The organism is Erythrobacter sp. NFXS35 (assembly GCF_040148725.1).
Lineage (GTDB): Bacteria > Pseudomonadota > Alphaproteobacteria > Sphingomonadales > Sphingomonadaceae > Erythrobacter.
Map to the genome: position 1 here is coordinate 233,144 of NZ_JAGDEB010000003.1, position 20,489 is coordinate 253,632.

General features: G+C 60.8%; 17 protein-coding genes. 7 read left to right on the forward strand and 10 right to left on the reverse strand.

Going from position 1 to position 20,489, the window contains the following annotated elements; translation table 11 throughout:
• Positions 1-415 precede the first annotated feature (415 nt).
• Positions 416-2,755, reverse strand: coding sequence for a putative bifunctional diguanylate cyclase/phosphodiesterase (locus J3454_RS12675; RefSeq protein ID WP_349514140.1), 2,340 nt, complete (start codon positions 2,753-2,755; stop codon positions 416-418).
• Complete coding sequence (locus J3454_RS12680; protein ID WP_349514141.1) at positions 2,752-3,390, reverse strand: cupredoxin domain-containing protein; 639 nt, start codon at positions 3,388-3,390, stop codon at positions 2,752-2,754. The genes J3454_RS12675 and J3454_RS12680 overlap by 4 nt, the downstream gene beginning before the upstream one ends.
• A 91-nt stretch (positions 3,391-3,481) precedes the next feature.
• On the opposite strand from J3454_RS12680, the gene J3454_RS12685 reads away from it, so the two are divergent.
• Positions 3,482-4,531, forward strand: coding sequence for a DUF3034 family protein (locus tag J3454_RS12685; RefSeq protein ID WP_349514142.1), 1,050 nt, complete (start codon positions 3,482-3,484; stop codon positions 4,529-4,531).
• Between the two features lie 22 nt (positions 4,532-4,553).
• A complete protein-coding gene (locus J3454_RS12690) occupies positions 4,554-5,087 on the forward strand; it encodes a group I truncated hemoglobin (protein ID WP_349514143.1) in 534 nt (177 codons plus the stop codon).
• A 497-nt stretch (positions 5,088-5,584) separates the two neighbouring features.
• Here J3454_RS12690 and J3454_RS12695 read toward each other — a convergent pair whose 3' ends face one another.
• From J3454_RS12695 to J3454_RS12705, 3 genes are all read right to left on the reverse strand, one after another.
• The gene (locus tag J3454_RS12695) at positions 5,585-8,563 is read right to left on the reverse strand and encodes a TonB-dependent receptor domain-containing protein (RefSeq protein ID WP_349514144.1); all 2,979 of its coding nucleotides are present in this window, start codon (positions 8,561-8,563) and stop codon (positions 5,585-5,587) included.
• A gap of 514 nt (positions 8,564-9,077) precedes the next feature.
• Complete coding sequence (locus J3454_RS12700; RefSeq protein WP_349514145.1) at positions 9,078-9,980, reverse strand: hypothetical protein; 903 nt, start codon at positions 9,978-9,980, stop codon at positions 9,078-9,080.
• Between the two features lie 101 nt (positions 9,981-10,081).
• Positions 10,082-11,347 (reverse strand): S8 family serine peptidase, encoded by a 1,266-nt coding sequence (locus tag J3454_RS12705; RefSeq protein WP_349514146.1) that lies wholly within the window; start codon positions 11,345-11,347, stop codon positions 10,082-10,084.
• 87 nt (positions 11,348-11,434) lie between these two features.
• On the opposite strand from J3454_RS12705, the gene J3454_RS12710 reads away from it, so the two are divergent.
• From J3454_RS12710 to J3454_RS12720, 3 genes are all read left to right on the forward strand, one after another.
• Entirely contained in the window at positions 11,435-11,917 is a 483-nt protein-coding gene (locus J3454_RS12710) for an RNA polymerase sigma factor (protein WP_349514585.1), read from the forward strand.
• Complete coding sequence (locus J3454_RS12715; protein ID WP_349514147.1) at positions 11,914-12,630, forward strand: anti-sigma factor family protein; 717 nt, start codon at positions 11,914-11,916, stop codon at positions 12,628-12,630. The genes J3454_RS12710 and J3454_RS12715 overlap by 4 nt, the downstream gene beginning before the upstream one ends.
• Positions 12,631-12,862: 232 nt before the next feature.
• Positions 12,863-13,318, forward strand: coding sequence for a hypothetical protein (locus J3454_RS12720; RefSeq protein ID WP_349514148.1), 456 nt, complete (start codon positions 12,863-12,865; stop codon positions 13,316-13,318).
• A 46-nt stretch (positions 13,319-13,364) separates the two neighbouring features.
• On the opposite strand, the gene J3454_RS12725 is transcribed toward J3454_RS12720, so the two are convergent.
• Positions 13,365-13,811, reverse strand: coding sequence for a Ros/MucR family transcriptional regulator (locus J3454_RS12725; RefSeq protein WP_349514586.1), 447 nt, complete (start codon positions 13,809-13,811; stop codon positions 13,365-13,367).
• 336 nt (positions 13,812-14,147) lie between these two features.
• Complete coding sequence (locus tag J3454_RS12730; protein WP_349514149.1) at positions 14,148-14,882, reverse strand: Crp/Fnr family transcriptional regulator; 735 nt, start codon at positions 14,880-14,882, stop codon at positions 14,148-14,150.
• A gap of 282 nt (positions 14,883-15,164) precedes the next feature.
• Between J3454_RS12730 and J3454_RS12735 the strand changes: the two genes are divergently transcribed.
• Complete coding sequence (locus tag J3454_RS12735; protein WP_349514150.1) at positions 15,165-15,524, forward strand: response regulator; 360 nt, start codon at positions 15,165-15,167, stop codon at positions 15,522-15,524.
• Between the two features lie 578 nt (positions 15,525-16,102).
• Positions 16,103-17,146, forward strand: a complete 1,044-nt coding sequence (locus J3454_RS12740) for an AI-2E family transporter (protein ID WP_349514151.1) — start codon at positions 16,103-16,105, stop codon at positions 17,144-17,146.
• Between the two features lie 26 nt (positions 17,147-17,172).
• Here J3454_RS12740 and J3454_RS12745 read toward each other — a convergent pair whose 3' ends face one another.
• The 3 genes from J3454_RS12745 to J3454_RS12755 form a co-directional block, all read right to left on the reverse strand.
• Positions 17,173-18,558, reverse strand: coding sequence for a sensor histidine kinase (locus tag J3454_RS12745; protein ID WP_349514152.1), 1,386 nt, complete (start codon positions 18,556-18,558; stop codon positions 17,173-17,175).
• Positions 18,548-19,231, reverse strand: coding sequence for a winged helix-turn-helix domain-containing protein (locus J3454_RS12750; RefSeq protein ID WP_349514587.1), 684 nt, complete (start codon positions 19,229-19,231; stop codon positions 18,548-18,550). Before J3454_RS12750 ends, J3454_RS12745 begins: the two co-directional genes overlap by 11 nt.
• Before the next feature lie 62 nt (positions 19,232-19,293).
• The gene (locus J3454_RS12755) at positions 19,294-20,457 is read right to left on the reverse strand and encodes a trypsin-like peptidase domain-containing protein (protein WP_349514153.1); all 1,164 of its coding nucleotides are present in this window, start codon (positions 20,455-20,457) and stop codon (positions 19,294-19,296) included.
• Positions 20,458-20,489: the final 32 nt, after the last annotated feature.

Sequence of the window (20,489 nt, forward strand, 5' to 3'; positions counted from 1 at the left end):
GTGCAGTATTTGTTATGTGCTGCGCCATTCAACCCGTCCTTTCAGCGGAGCCCCGCGAGGCGGTGGCTGACGCAACACTGCCCCAACAATCAGGTTCCGCCATTCTGGCACGCCATCGATTCACTGCGGCGGAAAGCGCGCAAGAAGATGCAGCACGGCATTTCTGCCATGCTGCGTCTAATAATGAATTTTTATGATATTCAATGGCTTGTTGGTAGCGGAGGAGGGACTCGAACCCCCGAAACGCGTATTATAATTCCAGCGGGAACATAGACATAGACGCGTCTACGTAGCGCTTCTATTCGCTTTTCTTGCGCTTGGTTTGGTTGCGAAACCTCTTTTCCGGTGATGTCTGCAACTGCGTCGAAGGCCGAACGGAAGCTTACTCGAACAGAGCGGAGGATTGACCAGAGAATTAGGCGCAGATCTGACGCTGGTAGCCCGCCCCGTCGCTCAATAAGCCGGCGACGGCTATGGCAGGGACTGGCCGCGAGAACAGGAACCCTTGAATGTGGCGGCAACCTTCACGTTCCAGCACTTCGAACTGGGCGATCTCTTCCACCCCTTCAGCCAGCGTCTCCATCCCCAGCGCATCGGCCAGCGTGGTGATCGCACGGATAATTGCATGGCCATTGCCGTTGGTGCCGAGGTCTTCGACGAAGCTGCGATCGATCTTGACCTTGTCGAACGGGAAAGAACGCAGGTAACTCAGCGAGGAATAGCCCGTTCCGAAATCATCGAGCGCTATCCGCACGCCTAGATTGCGCAAGGAATGCAGCGTCGTCAGCGTCGCATCGATATCGGCGATGAAGATGCTCTCGGTGATTTCCAGTTCGAGCCGCTGAGGGGGAAGTCGGCTGGCAGCCAGCGCCTGAAGTATGGTGCTGGCAAGCCCCGTAGCGGTAAACTGCTTGGGCGAGACATTCACCGCGACCGAGACATCATCGGGCCATGTGCTGGCGTGATGGCACGCCTCACGGATCACCCATTCGCCGATCGGGATGATCAGGCCGGTTTCTTCCGCCAAAGGAATGAAGTCGACCGGACTGACTTGGCCTCGGGTCGGGTGATTCCATCGGATCAACGCCTCGAACCCGGTCAGCCTGCGTTCTGCGACACAATAAAGCGGCTGAAAATGAAGCTCGAATTCGCCATCGCGAATTGCGCTGCGCAGGTCGATTTCCAGCTGGCGCCGGCGACGGGCGGCATCATCGAGGCTAGGTTCGAAAAAGTGGTAGGTCGATTTACCTTCGTGCTTGGCACGGTAGAGCGCGAGATCGGCGTTCTTCATCAAAGTGACGCCGTCGTTGCCATCGCCCGGGGCCATGGCAATGCCAATGCTGGCACCGCAGGTCGCGGCCTGTCCGTTGATTGTCATTGATCGGCCAAAGCAGCGTTGCAGCGCGTCAGCTATGCCGCCCAGACTATCGCCTTCGGCAATGCCATCGACGAGGATCGCGAATTCATCGCCGCCCAACCGCGCGATTAGCGCATCTGGATGATCTTCGCGCAAGTGGTCGGCGACCGCACGTAGCAACGTATCACCTGCTGGATGGCCGAGCGTGTCGTTGACCATCTTGAAGTCATCAAGATCGACGTAGGCGATCATCACCTGTTCGCCATCGCGGCGGCGCGCCAGCGTGTTGGCCAGCTGTTCGGTGAACAATTTGCGATTGGGCAGGCCGGTCAACCCGTCATGCAAACCGACATGAATGATCTGCCGTTCGCGTTCCTCGATCGCGGTCGCCATGTGATTGAAGCTGCTGGCGAGCCGCCCGATCTCATCATCGGTCGTAATGCTGAGCACGACTTCGCGCCCTTCGCCGATCAGCCTGGTGGCCGCATCAAGCTGCTGCAAAGGCTGGGTCACGCTGTGCGCCACCCGCCAGCTCAACCCCAGCACCAGCACAATCCCGCCCACCGCCAGTGCAGCCAGCAGCCACTTGAGGCCGGAATAGGCAGCAAGTGTTTCTGTCAGCGAATGGCTCAGCACGAGGCGGGGAGCGACGCCTTCCTGAAGCACAGTGAGGTCGGACACATGGTAAAGCAGCCGCTCGCCTTCTTGGCGTTCGAACACGTCGCCGGTGTTGGCGGCTTGCAGCCAACCGGGTTGCCGGGAGGCTTCCACCACCTGCGCTTCAAGCGCAATCGGGGCAAGTTCGACCAGCCGATCCAGCTCGGCCCGGTCCAGTGGTTGGGCGATCACCAGCCATCCGATCAGATCGGGCGCTTCAATCGGTGCGGCTGCTGCCAATGCAAGCCCATCCTTGCCTTTGATAATCCCGCGAGTTTCGCCAGCATCCAGCCGCGCCCACAGATCGGCGGCTGCCGGAGCGGCGCTGGCATCTGCGGCGAGCACCTCGCCATCGAGAGTCAGCACAAAGGCGGCGTCGCTGCGAACCCGGCTTTGAAGGCTGCTCAGAGCGCTGGCGATCGTCGGCGCATCGCCGGTTGCCACGGCTTCGCGAAACCCGAAATCACGCGCCAATACACCAGCCTGATCGCCCATCTGCCGGGCACGCGCCGCGAGAATTTCGTCAAACACCCGAGCATTGGCTGCCAGATCGCGTGCCGCGCTGGTCTCGGCAAAGCGCGACAGGCCGCTGCCTGCCAACGTCACCACAAGTGCCAGCACCACCGCAAACAAGGAGGCATAGAGCACGGCGATGCGCGCCCGCAGTGAACCGAACCGCAGCTTGGCGAGCCGGTTCAATGCCTTTGCCAAATTTGCAGGCGCAGTCGGCTCGTGGATCACCGCAAGGTCACCTTGATCTTGTGCACCTGCGCCGCGCCGCTCACGTTGAAGGCGGATTTCATTTCATTGGCGGGGCTACGCAATTGTGGATGCCACACAGTTATGCTGGCGTTACCCGCGGCCATCCCGGCCAGAATGACATAGCCATTGTGATCGGTCTTGCCTGCATACGGCGTGTCGGTAACGCGGATGTAGCCGCGCATATCATCATGGATGTTGCATCCCAGCTTCACGCTGCCAGTAATCGGAAAGCTTTGCGTGCGGGTCTGATCGCGGCCGTAAAGATCGATCTCGAAGCGCGCAGGCTTGGAAAAGCTGTAGATCGAATGGCGCACCTGATCCAGATTGGGAAAGGCGACGGTGCTGCCTTGGGCCACTACTAATGTGCCCGGTGTGAATTGCAGGCCCTTCTGAGCCATGCCCATCTTCCAAGGGAAGCGGATCGGGCCGGAAGCACCGCGAGCGTGGTGCAGTTCAACCACCGCATCGCGCACCGGCATGCCATTGACGTCGACAACCTGCACCCTCACGCTTGCACCGGCTGCAGCCTGCACAACGAATGCGCCGCCAGCAAGCGCCGCTGCGCCAGCAAGGGTAAGTGCCGACAAGAAATAGGGGAAACTGCGAAAGGCCATATCAGGGCATTGGAACTAACCTGAACCCCTTAAAAAACCGTCCCCCGCTGGTTTAGGCGCTATTTACCTTGTGCCATTAACGCCCAGCACCATGACGTTGCTCGCCACCTGTCTCCTGAGCCTGTGCCACGCTGCGGCCGGATCTGCCGCAGCGGATGATCGGGCCACGCAAGCGCCGCAAATCGCCTATGCGCCCGTGCTCGATAGTGAACAGTTCGAAGAACCGCAGACTGCCGCTGTGCCACTGGCGGCCGGTACTGGATCAGCCACGCAGCGTGCATTGCAACCGCTTGGGCCAACAAGCGCGCTCGGCGATGACGGCTTTCGGATCGGCAAGTTGCGCGCATTCAAGAGGGGGAAGTTGCTGCTGACCAACGGGATCACCACGGTCGAAGGCGCTTCGGGGGGCGGAATCGCGCGCTGGGCCACCATTGCCGGCCGGCAGACAGGCGGCGGGGTCGGAGTATCCGGCCATGCCACTGCGATCGAATTGCCTGAGTTCGGCTGGCGTTCCTATGGCGTCGCGATTGGCATCGGCGATCGGCTGGAGCTGTCGTTCGCACGGGCGGATTTCGACACCCGTGATGCCGGCGCGCTGCTGGGGCTTGGCGAAGGATTTACCTTCGGTCAGGAAGTGGTCGGCGCAAAAATGCGGGTAGCGGGTGATCTCGTCTATGGCGAAACCTGGTTGCCGCAGATTGCGGTCGGGATCGAACACAAACGCAATCGCGATGGCGCTATCGTGCGCGCATTGGGTGCTGCTGATGATGACGGCATGGACTACACCATCAGCGCTACCAAGCTGCTCTTGGCCCACAGCCTGCTGATCAACGCGACTGCGCGTTTCACCGAGGCCAATCAGCTCGGCTTGCTCGGCTTCGGCGCGGCCGCTGGCCGGGGGTATCAACTGCAATTCGAAGGCTCGCTCGGCTATCAATTGTCGCGCCGCGCGGTGATCGGCGCTGAATATCGCAGCAAGTCCGACAATCTTGGCTTGGGCGAAGACGATTGGATGGATCTGTTCGCTGCCTACGCGCTTACCGACAATGTCACTCTGACGGCGGCCTATGTCGACCTGGGTTCGATCGCCACTTTCTCGGATCAGCGCGGCGGGTTTGTGTCCGCACAAGTCGCATTCTGATGAATTTTCCGGAGCCTTCCCGATGCTGATGACCGCTGCCACCGCTCTGTTGATGGTGCTGCAACAAGCGCCTGCCGAAGGCACCGATTGGGATGCCGAGTTCGGGGTCGAAGAAAAAGTGCGCGATCCCGTGACGGGTGAACTGCCGGTCGATCCTTACACGCAGAGCGATACCAACGCCGGCGCCAAGCCTTATGACAGCGCAAGATTGGTCGCCGATTTCGGCGGACGCGAAGGCATCCGTCGAATCGCGATCCGCACTGTCGAAATGAGTCAGGCCGATCCGCGCATCGCCGATATCTTCGCCGCGCAAGACATGGTGCGGCTGAAGCGAACGCTGGACGAACAGTTCTGCTATCTGCTCGGTGCGGGCTGTGATTACACCGGCCGCGACATGCGCACCGCGCACGCCGGAATGGGCGTGACCAGAACCGATCTCAACGCGCTGGTCGAAAACCTGCAAGCCGCGATGCGCGAAGCCGGCGTGCCGTTCGCGGCACAGAACCGCCTGCTTGCGAAGCTTGCGCCGATGTCAAAGGACATCGTCGAACGTTGAGACCGTAAGCATTAGCTAGGGGTCGGATTAAGGCTTACCTTTATGGCAGCTGGGAATGGCTGGTATGGGGTCGTAACCCAAACGCCGGGTTTTGGTTGGACCCCACCCCTAAGCCGCCATCAGCCGCAGCTCCATCTCTACCTTCAATCTACGGCCTTAGCGGGGTTATGGCAGTGGTGCCCGCAGAACAGCGGAAGAGCCGCAGATTATGATTCCAGCGGGAACGTAGGCATAGACGCGTCTACGTAGCGCTATTATTCGATTTGGAAGGTATGGTTGCGGGCGTTTAGCTTGTTTTCGCTAATGGCGAAACTGGGTGGATTCCTGCCGCTAGGGCAGGATCCATTTTCATTTCTTGTGCCGGAATGCTGAACGTCGCCCCTTGATGTAACCTCCAGAAGCCGGGTCATCAATCTACCCAGTGCATTTGCTCAGACGGGGCTTACGAACGACCGGGGCCAGCGAATGGGCCGCTGACCCCGTGCAGTCCGATCTGATCAGAACCGAGTCCGCAGGCCCAGTCGATATCTGCGGCCGATGGCGTTGCCGATGAAGGGGTTGAAGCCAAGCGGCAACTGCGCCGCTGCCGGTTCGGCATCGGTGAAGTTCTCGATCGATGCCTGGAACTGGGTTTCAACCCCGCCAAGATCGAGGTCGATCGTCAGGCCAATATCGTGCTCCGTGAATGAACCACTATCGATGCCGAAATCGGTCGGGCCAGCGGAGGTCTGGAAGCAAGGATCGCGGCCGACGCAGCGATCATCCGTCACCCCGTCGATATAGGTAACCCCATAGCGCAGGTTGAAAATGTCGTAATTCACGTTGACGAAGCCGTTGGCGCGCCATTCGGGGACGGTGTTGGGATCACGGAAGTAATTGCCGAAGCCGATCGCGTCGTAACTCTCCTGAACCACCACGCCATCGATGACGAACTCGTCAAAGCTGAAGTCTAGATTCCACACCGCATTGCCGCCGAAAGAAAGATCGATCTGATCTGCGACGGGCACGTTGAAGGTCAGCGAGAAATCAAGCCCCGCCACTTTCACCCCTGGCCCATTGACGACGTCGGTCCGCACCCGGCTGATGTCGAGGCCGGTGGTGGTGCCCTGAATGCACTGATTGCCGCTGAACGTGATGAGGCCCGCCAGCGGGCTCGAACAATCGACCGGCAGTGTGCCGGTGGTCTGTCCGTTGGCCACCAGGCTGGCGATCGCATCACCCGGCGTCGTGGTGATCTGGTCATCGAGATCGATCGACCAGTAATCGACACTGAAGATCACGTTGCCCGCCCCTAGCGGCGCGTTGATGATCGCACCGATATTGTAGGTGAAGGCGGTTTCCGGGCCGAGGTCATCGGGATTGCCAAAGATATCGAGCGACTTGAAGTTGCCCCCGGCAGCAGTGAAGCCCTGCAAGGCCGTGACTGAGATCGGGGCGACTTGCGAGGGTATCGGTCCGCGGAAGGTGGTCCCGACCGAACCACGCAAGGTCAGCCAATCGGTCGCCTCGAAGCGTGCAGATCCTTTGGGATTGACGGTCGAGCCCACCGAACCGCCATAATCCTCGAACCGGATCGCACCTTGCAGTTCCAGCCGCTCGGTTACCGGCAAGCGCACTTCGCCGAAGAAGGCATAGACGTTCTGGCCGAGATCTATTGGGCGCGACCCACCAAGGAAGATGAATGGTCCGACACCTTCGGTCGTGGTGCCGACGCAGCTTGTGTCCCCTTCGATGAAGCAGGGATTGAAGTCGAGATTGGACTCATTGTTGAGCGGACGACTTTTGAAACTTGTATCACGATATTGGAACCCGACCGCGAACGCCACCGCCCCGCCGCCAAGCTCGAAACCCGTATCTCCCGAGAGGACAGCGTCGATGACGAATTGCGTTTCCTGCTCCGATGTCCCGTTGGGGATTTGCAGCCACCCAACTAGCTCAGAGGTATTTTCGGCGCCCGGCACATAGAATGGATTAGTGAGACCGAGCGTGGGGTTGGACGGGCCTGCATTGGAGAACGGATTGAAGAACAGGCAACCATTTGCGCCCGGTGTGGTGCCGGTGCAGTCAGGTCCGCCAAAGCCGTTGAGAGCGGCTTGCAACCGCGATCCGATGATCCCCGGAGCTGCGGCATCACGGTTGGATTCCCAGAAGGTCCCATCGATATCAAGCGTCAAGGTGTCGCTAAGTTCAATGTCGAAGCCGCCGCTGACGCGCCACGCATCGTTCAGCGCAAAACCAGTCCCAGCGCCGCGCGAAGGATCCTCGTCGAGCGGATTACCCAGATAGCCGAGTGGTCGGTAGAGCACATTGGTAACAGCTACGATCGGATTGGTCGGGCTGCTTGCCGGGAGGCCTTGCTGAGCGAGAAAGGCAGGCAGCCCCGGGTTGAGCGGGGACGTGGTAAAAGCGCTTTGAAAACCTGATCCCCGTGGCCCTTGTGTCGGCGGGAAGGCTGGGGAGTAATTGATCGATTCCAGATCGCTACGGGCCCAAAGCGCATCTGCTTGAAAGCGCACTCGGTCGCTGAGGTCGACGGTAAATTGTGCAAAGGCCTGATAGCGATCCTCGTCTTCAACGATGTTGTCGAATGGAATGAAGGTGAAGCGGCAGATCGCTCCATCTTGAAAACCACCGAGCTCGTTACATCCGCGGTCGGGGCGGACTTGTGTATTAACCGCGCCCGCGGCGGTGTCGAAATAGCTCACTGCGAACAATCCCGGCGTTGACAACGCTGAATAGGCCGAGGGGTTCACCGTATAGTCGAGCGATGTGAAATCGCGCGCAGTATTCGGCAGTTCCGAACGGTGCTGCCACCCGGCGCCGACCACCAGATTAGCGCGATCCCCCAGCTCGAATCCGGCCAGCGCACTCATCGTGTAGTTGTTGTCCGAGCCATTGATGAAGGTGTAATTGCCCTGCAGCTCGACCCCTGTGAACGTGCTGCGGGTGATGAAGTTGGCGACGCCGGCAATGGCGTCCGAACCATAGGTCGTCCCGGCCCCATCCTTCAGGATCTCGATCCGTTCCAATGCGAACAGCGGCATCAGCTGGGTGTCGACAAACCCTGCACCGGGCGTCTGGATCGTCCGCTTGCCATTGAGCAAGACCAGCGTGCGCTGCGGCCCGAGCCCGCGCAAATTGAGCGAACCGACACCTTGAAAACCCTGCGCAACAGTCGAAAATTGGTTGGTATCACCCAGGACTGCGCCAACGGCGGGAAGATCCTTGATGAATTCGAGCGGGCTATCCACGCCCTGTTTCGCGAGATCTTCGTTCGTGTAGACATCGACTGGCAAAGCCGCGTCTTGGGGAGTGCCGCGGATCAGCGAGCCAGTGACGACGATGGTGCGGGTTTCGGACTGCGCGGGCTGCTCTAGCGCATCAGTTGCTTGCTGGGCGAAAGCAGTTGCGGGCATCGCGGCTAGTATGCTTGCGATCGCTCCGAATGCGGTGCTCTGACGAAAAGTCGCGTTCATACACTTCCCCCTTTTCGAAAGGGAGACGACCTGACGCGGACATCATAGGCCTGCGCCTTCATCAAATCAGCAGTGAGCCGGAATTATATCCGTGCCCCAGTCTTATTCGAGGTCTCTCCCAACCTCGCAGTCATAGTGCTTTGGCCAACTACAATAGGCAAGTGCGAAAGTTACAAGTGTGTTTCAGGTATTGATATTACACCTTTATTTTCGTCAAACACGACTGTCATATAAGTTTTCTATAAAGACTGAAATTTCGCTGTGCTTTGACACAACTTGCTCATTTTGCGATGAAGAGATCGCCTAACATACATTCTTGCAGCCACTTCAGGCGTCAATGACCCAAGCTGAGGATCCGCGTGAGTGGGGTGACCGAACGAGAGCTGACACGGCCGCAGCCTTAGGGACGAAGCGTCGCATCCCAAAAAAGAGGGCGGTCGCTTGGCTGCAACCGCCCCCAGTCTGAGAGTTGCCGCCCTATCGGGGCAGGACAGCAGCTCCAATAATCGCAACTTTACTTAGCTTCGCCGCCATCCATGGGGGCCGGTTCGGCACGTTCGGCACCGGTCTCGCCCTGCGCTTGCCCGGCGATCAGTGCGTCCCCCGAAGCGCTGAACATGCCCGCCGGCAGCGTGCGGGCGACCTTGCCCTGCTTGACCACCACCTGCTCAATTTCACCGCGCCCATTGGCGACGATTTCACGAACCTTGCCAAGCGAGGCGCCATCGGGTGTCATCACCGGCATGCCGGGCGCAACCGAGGCGGCACCCTGACCGGCCGCGGCGGCGCTCCCTGCGACTGCCAGCATTGAGTCGGTCAGCGATGCAGAGCCATTGCCTTCACCCGAGGCGCTACCGCCACCAGTCACGCTGCCCAGAGCCGGAACAGCCATCATGCCGGGCATCGGCGCGTTCTGGACCATTCCGCCCGCCGTGCCCATCGCTTGGCCCGCTGCATCACCAGCCAAGCCCTTTGCCTCGTCTGGAGCCGGAGCAATCGTTCCGATTACAGCGTCGGTGCCGATCAACTGGGCGCTGGCATTGCCATTGCCGCTGGCCGAACCGCTCCCGCTGGCACTGCCCATCGCGCTGCCGAGTTGCGGCACGGCAAGATCGGCAAGGCTCGCTGTCGAACCGGTGATCGAGCCATTGGCGCTGCGGTCAGCAGCTACGCGGCCATTGCGGGCGTCAACTGACTGGCTGCCTCCTGTAGCTGCATCGCCATCGACAGTGCTGCGCACAGAACGCGTCGTGCGATCCACAGTGTTGCCGATGGAAGGGCTGATAGTGCCGCGCAACGTCCCACCGAGCGTTCCGCCGATCTGGCCGCCGAGACCACCGCCCCCGCCGAGCAGTTGCGCCTGGGCTGCTGCCGGGATCAAGGCAAAAACACTGGCTGCAAGAATGATCGTCTTCATGTCCGTATCCTTTCATTTGTTCAGCGAGCTTCGTGTTTGTGCTCGCTCGAAAGGAAAACGGATGGCCGACGCGGCTTAATGCATGGCAGCTGCCAAAAATGTCATTTTCTCTTGCCGCAGCCCGAGCACAACAATCCGCGACCATAGGTCGTGTCATGGCCCTTGGCGCCGAGGTCGCGGGCCTCGGCATCGAGCCGTGGGCGCCAATTTGTGCCGCCTCCGATCGCTGCGGCGACCCGGGCGGCAGCAAGCGGAGCAGCATAACTGGTGCCGCGCAGCACCATGCTCCGCCCGCGCGCGTCCAATGCGCGAACGTCGGCTCCCGGCGCAGCATAATCGAGATGGAGCGCACGTCCCGCCTCGATCAGTGCGCGCCCCTTGCGATCGACCCCGGTGATGGCCAGCACATCAGAATACGAAGCCGGAAAAGCGGGCGGTGCAGCGGGGCCGTCATTGCCAACGGCCGCAACGATCACAACCCCGCGCTGCTGTGCGGATTTAACTGCGCGTTCAACCAGCGCGTTCCTTGGCCCGACGAGGCTGATCGACACCACCTTGGAGCCACTGGCAGCGAGCCAGCCGAGCGCCCTGGCAATGGCGAGCGCGTTGCCGCCAGCCGGATCGCTGCCATAGACATCGGCAACAAGTAGCCGCCGCGCGCCGGTGAAATGCAGGAGGCTCGCCACAGACGTACCGTGATCCGAGGCAAGCGGCGCGCCGCGCGCAAAGCCCTTTTGTGCAGCGACTGGCACAGCCTTGCTGCTCGCACCGTCGATGATCCCAACCGGCAAATCGATAGTGGCGCCCGACACAGCAGCCAGTCCCGGCGGGGTCAGCGTTGCTGATGTCCGGGATGACTCGCCCCCTGCCTCGAAATGCAGGTGATCAGCGCTGAGTTCAAGATCAGGGGCAATTCCGCTCGCCAGCCGTTCAGCCTCTGCCAGCGGCATTCCGCTCGGCACAGCGAGGCGGTGGACGGCAACTGCCAATCCTTCGATTTCCTCGCGGGCGAGAATGCCGAAACCGGCCTGTTCCAACGCAAGCAAATCGCCAGCCGAAGAAGCGATCGCCAGCAATTCTCCACGACGTGCCAGATCGCCTTGCGTATCGCGTTCAATCACAGCCGGGTTCCGCTGGATCAATCGGTCAAGCGTCCGTTCACGCAAGCGCAGCAGGCGGCGGGCCTCGCGCGCGGCGGTGCGGTCGGCGGTTTCCACTGTGTCGCCGACCCGGTCGGTGAGATCATCCAGCGCGCTGCCTACGCCGGGCACTGGCAATCCGGGCACCTGCAATTGCGCTGCCACCGGGCCTGCCAGCATTCCTGTCAGCGCCAGCGCGGCAAGGATCGGGGGAAGGATCTGTCTCATTATTCCTCATTCGTCGTTTTCGTCTTAAGCATGGATGAAACGCTCGGCGCCATTCGTTTCATCCATGGAAAGGCACATACTCTGGCCATACGCTTCGAGAACCAGGTGTTGGAACTGCTGCCGCGGCTGCGCCGGTTCGCGATCGGGCTTGCCGGGTCGCCGGCCGATGGTGACGACTTGTGCCAAATGACAATCGAACGCGCCCTTGCCCGCCGTGACCAGTGGCAGGAGGGGACGCGGCTCGACAGCTGGATGTATCGGATCATGCGCAATATCTTCATCGACGAGAGACGTGCCACGTCGCGGCGGCGCGAGACATTTGTGGACGCGGATGCCGGTTTGACGATCGGATCGGACGGGGCGCAGGAAGCGCAGGTCGAACTTGGCATGGTCGATCGGGCGATGGCACGCCTTCCTGATGAACAACGCGAAGCAGTGCTGCTGGTGATGGTTGAAGGCTGCTCATACAAGGAAGCCGCCGAGATTGTCGGGTGCCCGGTGGGAACACTCAATTCGCGGCTGGTGCGCGGACGTGACGCGCTGCTGTCGCTGCTGGAGGACGGGCAATGATGGTGACCGACGAAATAATCGCCGCTTTTGCCGATGGCGAACTTGAGGGTGCGGACAAGGCGCAGGTCGAAGCAGCCATTGCCGCTGATCCTTTGCTCGCACGCAAGGTGGAGGCTCACCGTGCGCTGAAAGCGCGGCTTGCTGCGCACTATGCGCCTTTTGCGGAAGGCGGAGTGCCCCCGCATATCGCGGCGTTGCTGGAGAGTGGCGGTGACGAGCGCGGCACTGACACCGTCGACGTGGTCAGCTTCGCTGCCGAGCGGCAAAAGCGCGGACTTGCACCGTTCCTGCGCCGCTGGGCAACGATTGCCGGGCCGGCGCTGGCAGCTTCGCTGGTGCTGGCGCTGTGGCAACCGTGGCAGGGCGAGACGCCTGAAGGCTATGCGGGTGGCAAGCTTGCAGCCGCGCTCGACACGCAGCTCGCCGCCAATCAATCCTTGGATGCCGATACCCGCATCCTGCTGAGTTTCGAGCGACAGGGCGGCGGTCTTTGCCGTGCCTGGCGCGGAGCCGATGCAGGCGGAATCGCCTGCCGCGACGATACCGGCTGGAAGATCGAGCGGCAATTCGCCCTGGACGAAGCGGCATCAGGCCAGTTTCGGCAAGCCGGTAGCGAGGCAGATCTGCTTGCCGCAGCGCAGGACATGGCCGCAAGCGGCGCGCTTGATGCCGCAGGCGAGCGCGCGGCACGGGAACGCAATTGGCAGCCTTGAGCCGACCTGATGCCAAAAGGGGTCGGCACTGATACCGACCCCTCCCGGTGCCTGAAACGGATGATTGGTGGTGGATCAGTTCACTGTCACCGTCCCGCTGCGATAGCCGCGCTCCGCCATTTCCTCGATGTAATGAACGCGTGCCCGCACCAGAGCGCTCATTCGCCATGCGCGTGCGGTCGACGATATCTTTGTCACCCACGACGCTGGCGGCACGAGAAGCGCCGATCAGATGTGGGAACTTCAGGATGCGCGCAAGGCGTTCGAAGAGGTTCGGCCCAATGGCTGGCGCGATGCGGAAGCAGCCTATGTCAAGAACCCGGAACTCGCGCGCGAGGCAGGCAGCGGCCAGGTACGCCGCGCTGTCCAAGCGCTTCAGCTCGAAACCGAGCTGCGCACCGATCCGCAGCGCCGTGCCGACCGTTTCGTCGAGCGCTGGCAGAAGCTCGACCACACCAGCCAACGCCAGTATCAGGCGGGTGATATGTCCGGCTACAAGACAACGCGCGTCGCCATGGGCGACATGGCCAAGAGCCTCGAACGCGACCCGCAGCTGGAGTCGATCCTTGCCAATCGCAAGCTGGAGCTTGGCATCAGTTTTGACTCAGGTCGTAGTCTCGGCCGCGAGCTTGCGTTCAACCATGGCATCGACCTTGGCAGAGGCAGAGGAAGAGGGATCGGGATCTGACGGCGGTCGCCCCGCCGCTTCCCCTGCCTTTCTCGGCCTTGCTAGATCAGGCCTTCTTCGTGCGGCGTGGCTTTGGCGCAGGCGTGCCGGGCTTGCGACCAAGACCGATCTTCTTGGCGAGTTCGCGGCGCTTCTCCGCATAGGCAGGCGCGACCATCGGGTAATCAGCCGGCAGACCCCAGCGCGCGCGGTATTCTTCGGGGGTCATATCGAAGTTCGTGCGAAGATAGCGCTTGAGCATCTTCAGCTTCTTGCCATCTTCGAGACACACGATGTACTCGGGCTTCACCGAATTGCGGATCGCAACGGCGGGTTCCGGCTTGGCTTCTTCGAGGACCGGCGCGTGGCCCAGATCGGCGAGCGCCGCATAGACGTTGGTAATGAGGCCGGGCAGATCGCCGACAGCGACATCATTATTGCTGACATGCGCCGAGACAATATCGCTGGTGAGCTCAATGAGAGTTTCGGACGAGAGCTTCTGATTTTCTTCCAATTTTCGGTTTGCCTTTTTAATAACCAAGCTGTTCCCATCGTCATCAACGAGCTGGCGGACTATGACAACTATACGCGCCAAGCGACGCTTTTATAACCCAGGAATTCGGCACTTAGCGGACTGCTTTGCGCGTTGGTGTCGGTAATTGCGGTTATCACCCGATCGCCCGGACGCGGATTAAGTTGCCGATCTGCTTGAGTGGCGTAGTTTGGGTCGGGCGCGGTCGCCTTCACATCGGGCGCCAATGGCGGCTTTGCCAGAGGCACGGAAAAAAGCTGCCGTTCGGTAATCGACCCCAAAGTTGCCGTCCGATCCTAAGGCATTCCAGACCTTCGGCTATGCAGACCTAGGCAAGCCAAAGGGCGCGATAAGCCTGCTATATTCGGCTTCGGCCAGGCCGTAGCTATCGCCCGCCAGATCAAGCAGCTTCTCACGGTCAACTATGGTCACGGTCCCGCGTGCCGATCTGATCAGGCCTGCACCTTCAAGGACGTGCAGCGCCAACGTTACGCCGCTCCGCCGCGCTCCGATCATGGCCGCCATGAACTCGTGGGTGAGCTTGAGATCGTCAGTTTCCGTGCGATCCCGGCAGAGAAGAAGCCAACGCGCCAAGCGGCCCTCGATTTGAAATCGTGCATAGGCAACAGCGCTTTGACTCATCTGAACCATCGAAGTGTGGATCAGTCGCAGCACAATCTGGCGCAAGCTCTGGCTCTGCTCGACGGCAGCCGCAAACCGGCCGGACTCTATCCGCAGGGCATGCGTGTCACCGATCTGCATGAAGGTTTCGTGCGGGGATCGGTCTGATCCAAGCACCTGCGCATGGCCGGAGACACTTTCGAACCCGATCACGCCAATCTCGGTCCGTTCACCATCAGCCGAAAGCGCGGTCATCGAGGCGACACCGCCCTCAAGGAAATACATGTGCCTGATGTGTTCGTTCGTGCGCGCCAGCACGTCGTCACGTTCAAGCGGAACCCGCTCAAGATGGGGCGCGAGCAGTTCGTGGTCCGGATGAGACAAGGCTTTGATTATCAGATTTGGGCTTTCGATCAGCGGATCGTGAGACACTTTTCTGCCCCTTGGTTGGGGCGAGAGTGCGAAAGCCTAACAGCCGCTCGCGCCCTGGTAGATCGGCGAGCGATACACTGCATGTGGCGCTGAACTTTTTGAAGACAAGCAGTCGGCGGCCTCTTCGAGACGCCCGACCCCGATTATGTCTCCGACGAGCGCAATCCTTGCATCTGTCTCGTCGTCTAGGTTCGCTATCGAACCGACAGCTTCTTTCTTGCGATTTATTCACCCCACTAGGAGGCGGGTGAAAACCGTCATTGATGGTGGAGGCAAATCGCGTTGGAAAGCAGGATATCGGCCCTTGTGGTGGAGGACGATTTCTTCATTGCTCTCGAGCTGAAGGAGCATTTGGAGAACCGCGGGTTCGATGTGATCGGGCCGACTTCAAGTCTTTCAGCTGCTCGTGACATTCTCGCAAGACACTCGCCCGATGTCGTCCTGCTCGACATCAACATGGGAAGCGACGGACTTTCATACGATTTTGCCTTGCATGCAAAACGTCTCGGAGTGCCGTTCGTTTTCATCACCGGCTATGACGCTGTTGTCGTCAATCATACTGCGTTCGATGATACCCCCCTGTTGGTCAAGCCTGTTGATCTGGACGCGGTGGTGAAGCAGATCGAATTGGTGTGTTCATGACCATGGCAGTGGCAGATTGCGTGTGACCGGCCGTGCCTGCTGCCGCCGCATAACTTAGGAATCCGCCAACCAGCTTCGGCGCGTCAGTGGCTAAAAACCAAATTCTTGGAATGCTATCGGTAGCCGTTTGTTCGATCGATCATGTGCTTCCGAAGAGATCTAGGCGGTGCGAAACGGCCGCTCGATCGCTTCGTTTACAGCCTCATGAAGAATTGCTGTGCTCCACGGCTTATCAACAATATGCACAGCGGGTATGGCTTTGGGACCGGCTTCCGCTTGGCAGGTTTCAGATTACGTTGTGTCGACGCAGGTGGCTGGGAGTGGGTGTGGATGCGGCAACAGCCCTATGCGTCGGTGCTGTGAAGGTGGCATTTGGCCGACAGATTGTGCGGGAAACCGGCTGAACGAGAGCGCGATGTTTTTGACGCACCGACTCGTGAACTTAAGCTGGGGCTCGAGCGCCAGGCGCGGCACGGCCGGTCGAGATGGATCGCCTGAGGCATACTCCATGCCTCGTCTCCTCGCCGAGGCGCACTGTCGAACCTAAGCGACAGAACGAAGACGAGGGTAGGTGGGATTTGCGCGAGCATGGCAGTGAACATTCGTCGGAATACCTGAAGCGGCTCCTCGCTACTCTCCTGATCGTCGGTCTGCTTTTGCTAGCCTGGCGCATTCGTTACGTGCTCCTTCTTGCATTTGGATCTGTGCTCCTTGCGGTAGTTATCCGTGTGGTAACGCAAGGCTTCTGCAAATGGCTCAAGCTGCCGCCTGGTCTCGCCTTTCCGCTGGTTGTGATCCTGATGATCGCAACTCCAATTTTGACGCTGACGAAGTTCGGCGCTGACATCGTTGGTCAGGCAGATCTGATTTCGGACGCCTTGCCCGCCGCTCTGGAACAGGCACGGTCGCTGCTTGCGGAGGCGGGCTTCTCCGACCTTGCCAACAAGCAAGTGGGCGAACTGGCATCGGAATCGACGTTCTACGATGTTGCCGCCGGCGCGCTGATGTCGCTTGGAGACGCGCTCATAAATTTGGTAATCGTCGTTGTGGGAGGGGTCTTTCTGGCCTCCAGCCCAGAAGTCTACCGTCGCGGCTTTATCAAGCTGCTGCCTCCCACATCGCGCGATGCGGCGGATCTTAGCCTCCGGGAGATTGGGAGAGCTCTCGCCCTCTGGCTCAAAGGACGCCTGCTTGCGATGCTGCTGGTCGGATTATTCAGCGGATTGGGACTTTGGCTGATCGGGGTCCCCTCCTATCTGACATTGGCTCTGCTGGCGGGTTTGCTGGAATTCGTTCCTTTCATCGGACCGGTCATCGCCGCAATTCCCGCTGTCCTGCTGGCCCTTCTGATCGGTCCGACAGAAGCAATGTTCGTCATTGGCCTTTACTTCTTGGTTCAGCAATTTGAGGGAAACCTGATGACGCCGCTGATCCAGCAGCATGCAGTGGACCTCCCGCCCGCCCTCCTGATTTATGCGGTGCTCGGGTTCGGGTTCTTGTTCGGACTGGCCGGGGTTATCCTTGCAGCGCCGCTAACGGTGGTGCTGTTTGTGCTTGTGAAGCGGCTCTACGTGCGTGAATACCTGAATACTTCAACACCGATTCCTGGTTCCACGGAGTGATCAGAGGATGCGAGCCAGAGGCTGCTTCAAACTGGCGGCATTTGCACCTGCGGAAAGTCGATCGTGACGCGCAGGCCAGGCTTGTTGTCATCTAGCGCCAGCTCCGCACGATGAACGCGCACTGCCGCGGCCACAATGCTCAACCCGATTCCGCTGCCCGGCTGTGAGCGGCTTGGATCGAGCCTGACGAAACGCTGCAAAACCTTGTCCCGCTGGGATTCGGGGACACCCGGCCCGCTATCGGCAACCGTCAGGACGATCGAATCCTGCGCTGTCACCGAGACCGCCACGCATCCCCCGTCAGGTGAATATTTTATGGCGTTGTCGAGTAGGTTCGTCACCATTCGGGCAAGCAAGGAGCGCGAACCTGAAAGGCGCGCAGGGGCCGTTTCGACCCGCAGCGTGATGCCACGTTCTTCAGCAAGCGGTTCATAGAGTTCGGCAGCCTCGGCCACGATCTGGTCGAGCTGTAAGGGCGTAAAGCCAGTCTCCGCCGTGGCCTCTGCCCGGGCGAGTTCGACGATGTCCTCGATAAGGTGCAGGATGGCGTCCAAGTCCTCCCGGCTCTCCGCCATGACCGCAGCCAATCGCTCGGTATCGGCGTGCTGCATCTCGGCGAGTTCCAACCGTGCACGGATGCGCGTGATCGGCGTCCGCAGGTCATGGGCAAGACCTTCCGTCGCCGCCCTGAGCGAACCGACCAGCCTCTCGATTTCCTCGAAAGTGGTGTTGATCGTTTTCGCAAGCCGATCATATTCGTCGCGCCGGGCGGAAACGGGCAGACGTTCGTCCAGCTTACCGCGCAGAAACCGGTCGCCGGCATCCGAAGCCGCCTGCACAAAGGCAAGTCCGCGCTGGCTGTACCAGAGCCCGAGCGCCAGTCCGAGGATGCCCGTGGCGAGAAGCGACAAGGCCAGTGCCGAAACATACTGATCCCGTAGCATCATGCGCTCGTCCGACAGGTTGCCGACCAGCAGGCGGTAACCGTCCGGCAGGATGACCGCGCGGGCCTCCACGCTGCGCTCGCGCAGGGGCGCGCGGGTGCTGGCGACCTGTGTTGCGAAGCGATGATAGCCGGACCGTTCCACTGCGTCGGGCCATTCCACAAGATTGCCGACAATCGGCCTGCCGCCAGGCGTCGCGAGCAAATAGAAGAATTCGTTGAGGCGGGTCACGCCCTCTTCCTGCCGGATCGCGCGGGCAACCCCCGGCAGGCCCGCTGACCGGTAGCGCGAAACAAGGCTCGCAGCCTCGTCATCGACTAGCGCGTGGTTGCGCTCCTCGATCAGGCGCATGGTCTGCACGTATTGCACCGTCAGCGCGAGGCTTGTCGCGGCCAGTGCGATGAGTGTGATCCACACTGCACCGCGTAGGGCTGCGCTGCGAAAGATGCCGGAACGCTCAGGCGGCATCGAGGCGATATCCCGCGCCGCGTATGGTGGTGATCATTGCGGGATCGCCGTCGGCATCGATCTTGCCGCGCAGACGGCTGATGTGCACGTCGATGACGTTGGTCCCGGGATTGAAGTTGTAGTCCCAGATCGCTTCGGTGAGCATGGTGCGCGTCACCACCTGACCGGCATGGCGCATCAGATAATCGAGCAGCTGAAACTCCTTGTTGCCGAGCTCGATTGCTCGCCCCGAACGGTTCGCTGTCCGCGACAGCAGGTCGAGCGTCAGCGTCCCGACCTGCAAGCGCGCCTTGTCGCCGCCGTCACTGTCCGTTCTCCGCGTGATTGCCTCCAGTCTCGCGATCAGTTCCTGGAAGGAAAACGGCTTCGCCAGATAGTCGTCGCCGCCGGCCTTCAGGCCTGCCACGCGATCATCGACCTGACCGAGCGCCGAAAGCAGCAGGACCGGAGTACGGTTGTTCTGCGCCCGCAATGCGGTGAGCACGGCAAGCCCGTCCAAACCGGGCAGGTTGCGATCGAGGATGATCGCGTCATGCGCTTCGGTGAGAGCGGCGGAGAGGCCATCAAGCCCGTTGCCGAGATGGTTGCAGGTATGGCCGAGTTCGCGCAGCCCGCGCATGATGTATTCGGCGGTCTTTTCGTCATCCTCGATCAGCAGCAGTTTCAAGGGAATACCGGCTCCGGAAAAGCTTTGGATGACAGAACCGCCTCTCCCGGCCGATAGTTCCATTCCGATCAGGATCTGACCGGTGCGTTGCTGCCGATGGCAAGGTTCAGCGCCAGTCGGCGACCGTCGCGGACGATCTCCACCGGCACTGTGCTACCGGCCTTGGCATCCGCCACCGCGCGGGCGAGATCGCGCCCGTCCTCAAGCGCCTGCCCACCAAAGTGCAGCACCACGTCGCCGGGACGCAAGCCCGAGCGAGCGGCGGTGCCGGAAGGCTCGACTTGCGCGATCAGCACGCCGTTCTGGTCGGGCAGGCCCAGCGCCTCGACCAGATCCTCGTCGAGATCGCGAAGCGACACGCCGATCTGGCCGCGTGCCACGCTGCCGTTAGCGACGATCTCCATCGCCACTTCGCGCGCCAGATGGGAAGGAATGGCAAATCCGATCCCGACATTACCACCCGATGGGCTGAATATCGCGGTGTTGACGCCGATCACCCGGCCATACGCATCGAACAGCGGACCGCCCGAATTGCCCGAATTGATTGCGGCATCGACCTGCAGATAGTCGTCATAAGGCCCGCCGATCTCGCGCCCCAAGGCCGAAACAATGCCCGAGGTGACTGTGTTGCCGAGCCCGAAGGGGCTGCCAACCGCAAATACGCTGTCGCCGACGCGGCTGCGTTCGCTATCACCCCAATCGATGGCCTGATAGCTGCCGCCTTCGGTGATCTGCACAACCGCGACGTCCGTTTTGGCGTCGCGGCCAAGCACGCGGCCTTCAAGTTCGCGTCCGTCGCTCAGTTGCACCGTCACCTTCGCCGCATCGCCGACAACGTGATTGTTCGTCACCACCAGACCCGATGGATCGATGATGAAGCCCGAGCCGAGCGAGCCGCGTTGCGGGGCGCGGTCACGATCCGGCGAACCCTGGCCGAAATAGCGGCGCAGCATTTCTTCGCGGCTGAGCGCGCTTCCGGTCCGGTGCATCTGCGCATCCGGTTTGACCTGGATCTGGACCACGCTCGGCCCCACCGCTTCGACCATGTCGGCAAGCGAGGCATGAACGCCGCCCTGGATCACGGCTGCCGGGCCCGGAGCCTGAAGTTGGCCTGAGACCGGGCTGGTTCCATCGCTGGCCAAAGCGACGCCGCCGGCAATACCGCCGATGGCCGAACCACTCAGTAGCAAGGCTGCCAATGCGGGGCGGATGGAGAGAGTGCGCAATTTCATGATTGTCCTGACAAGAAGAGGTTTCGTTCGAC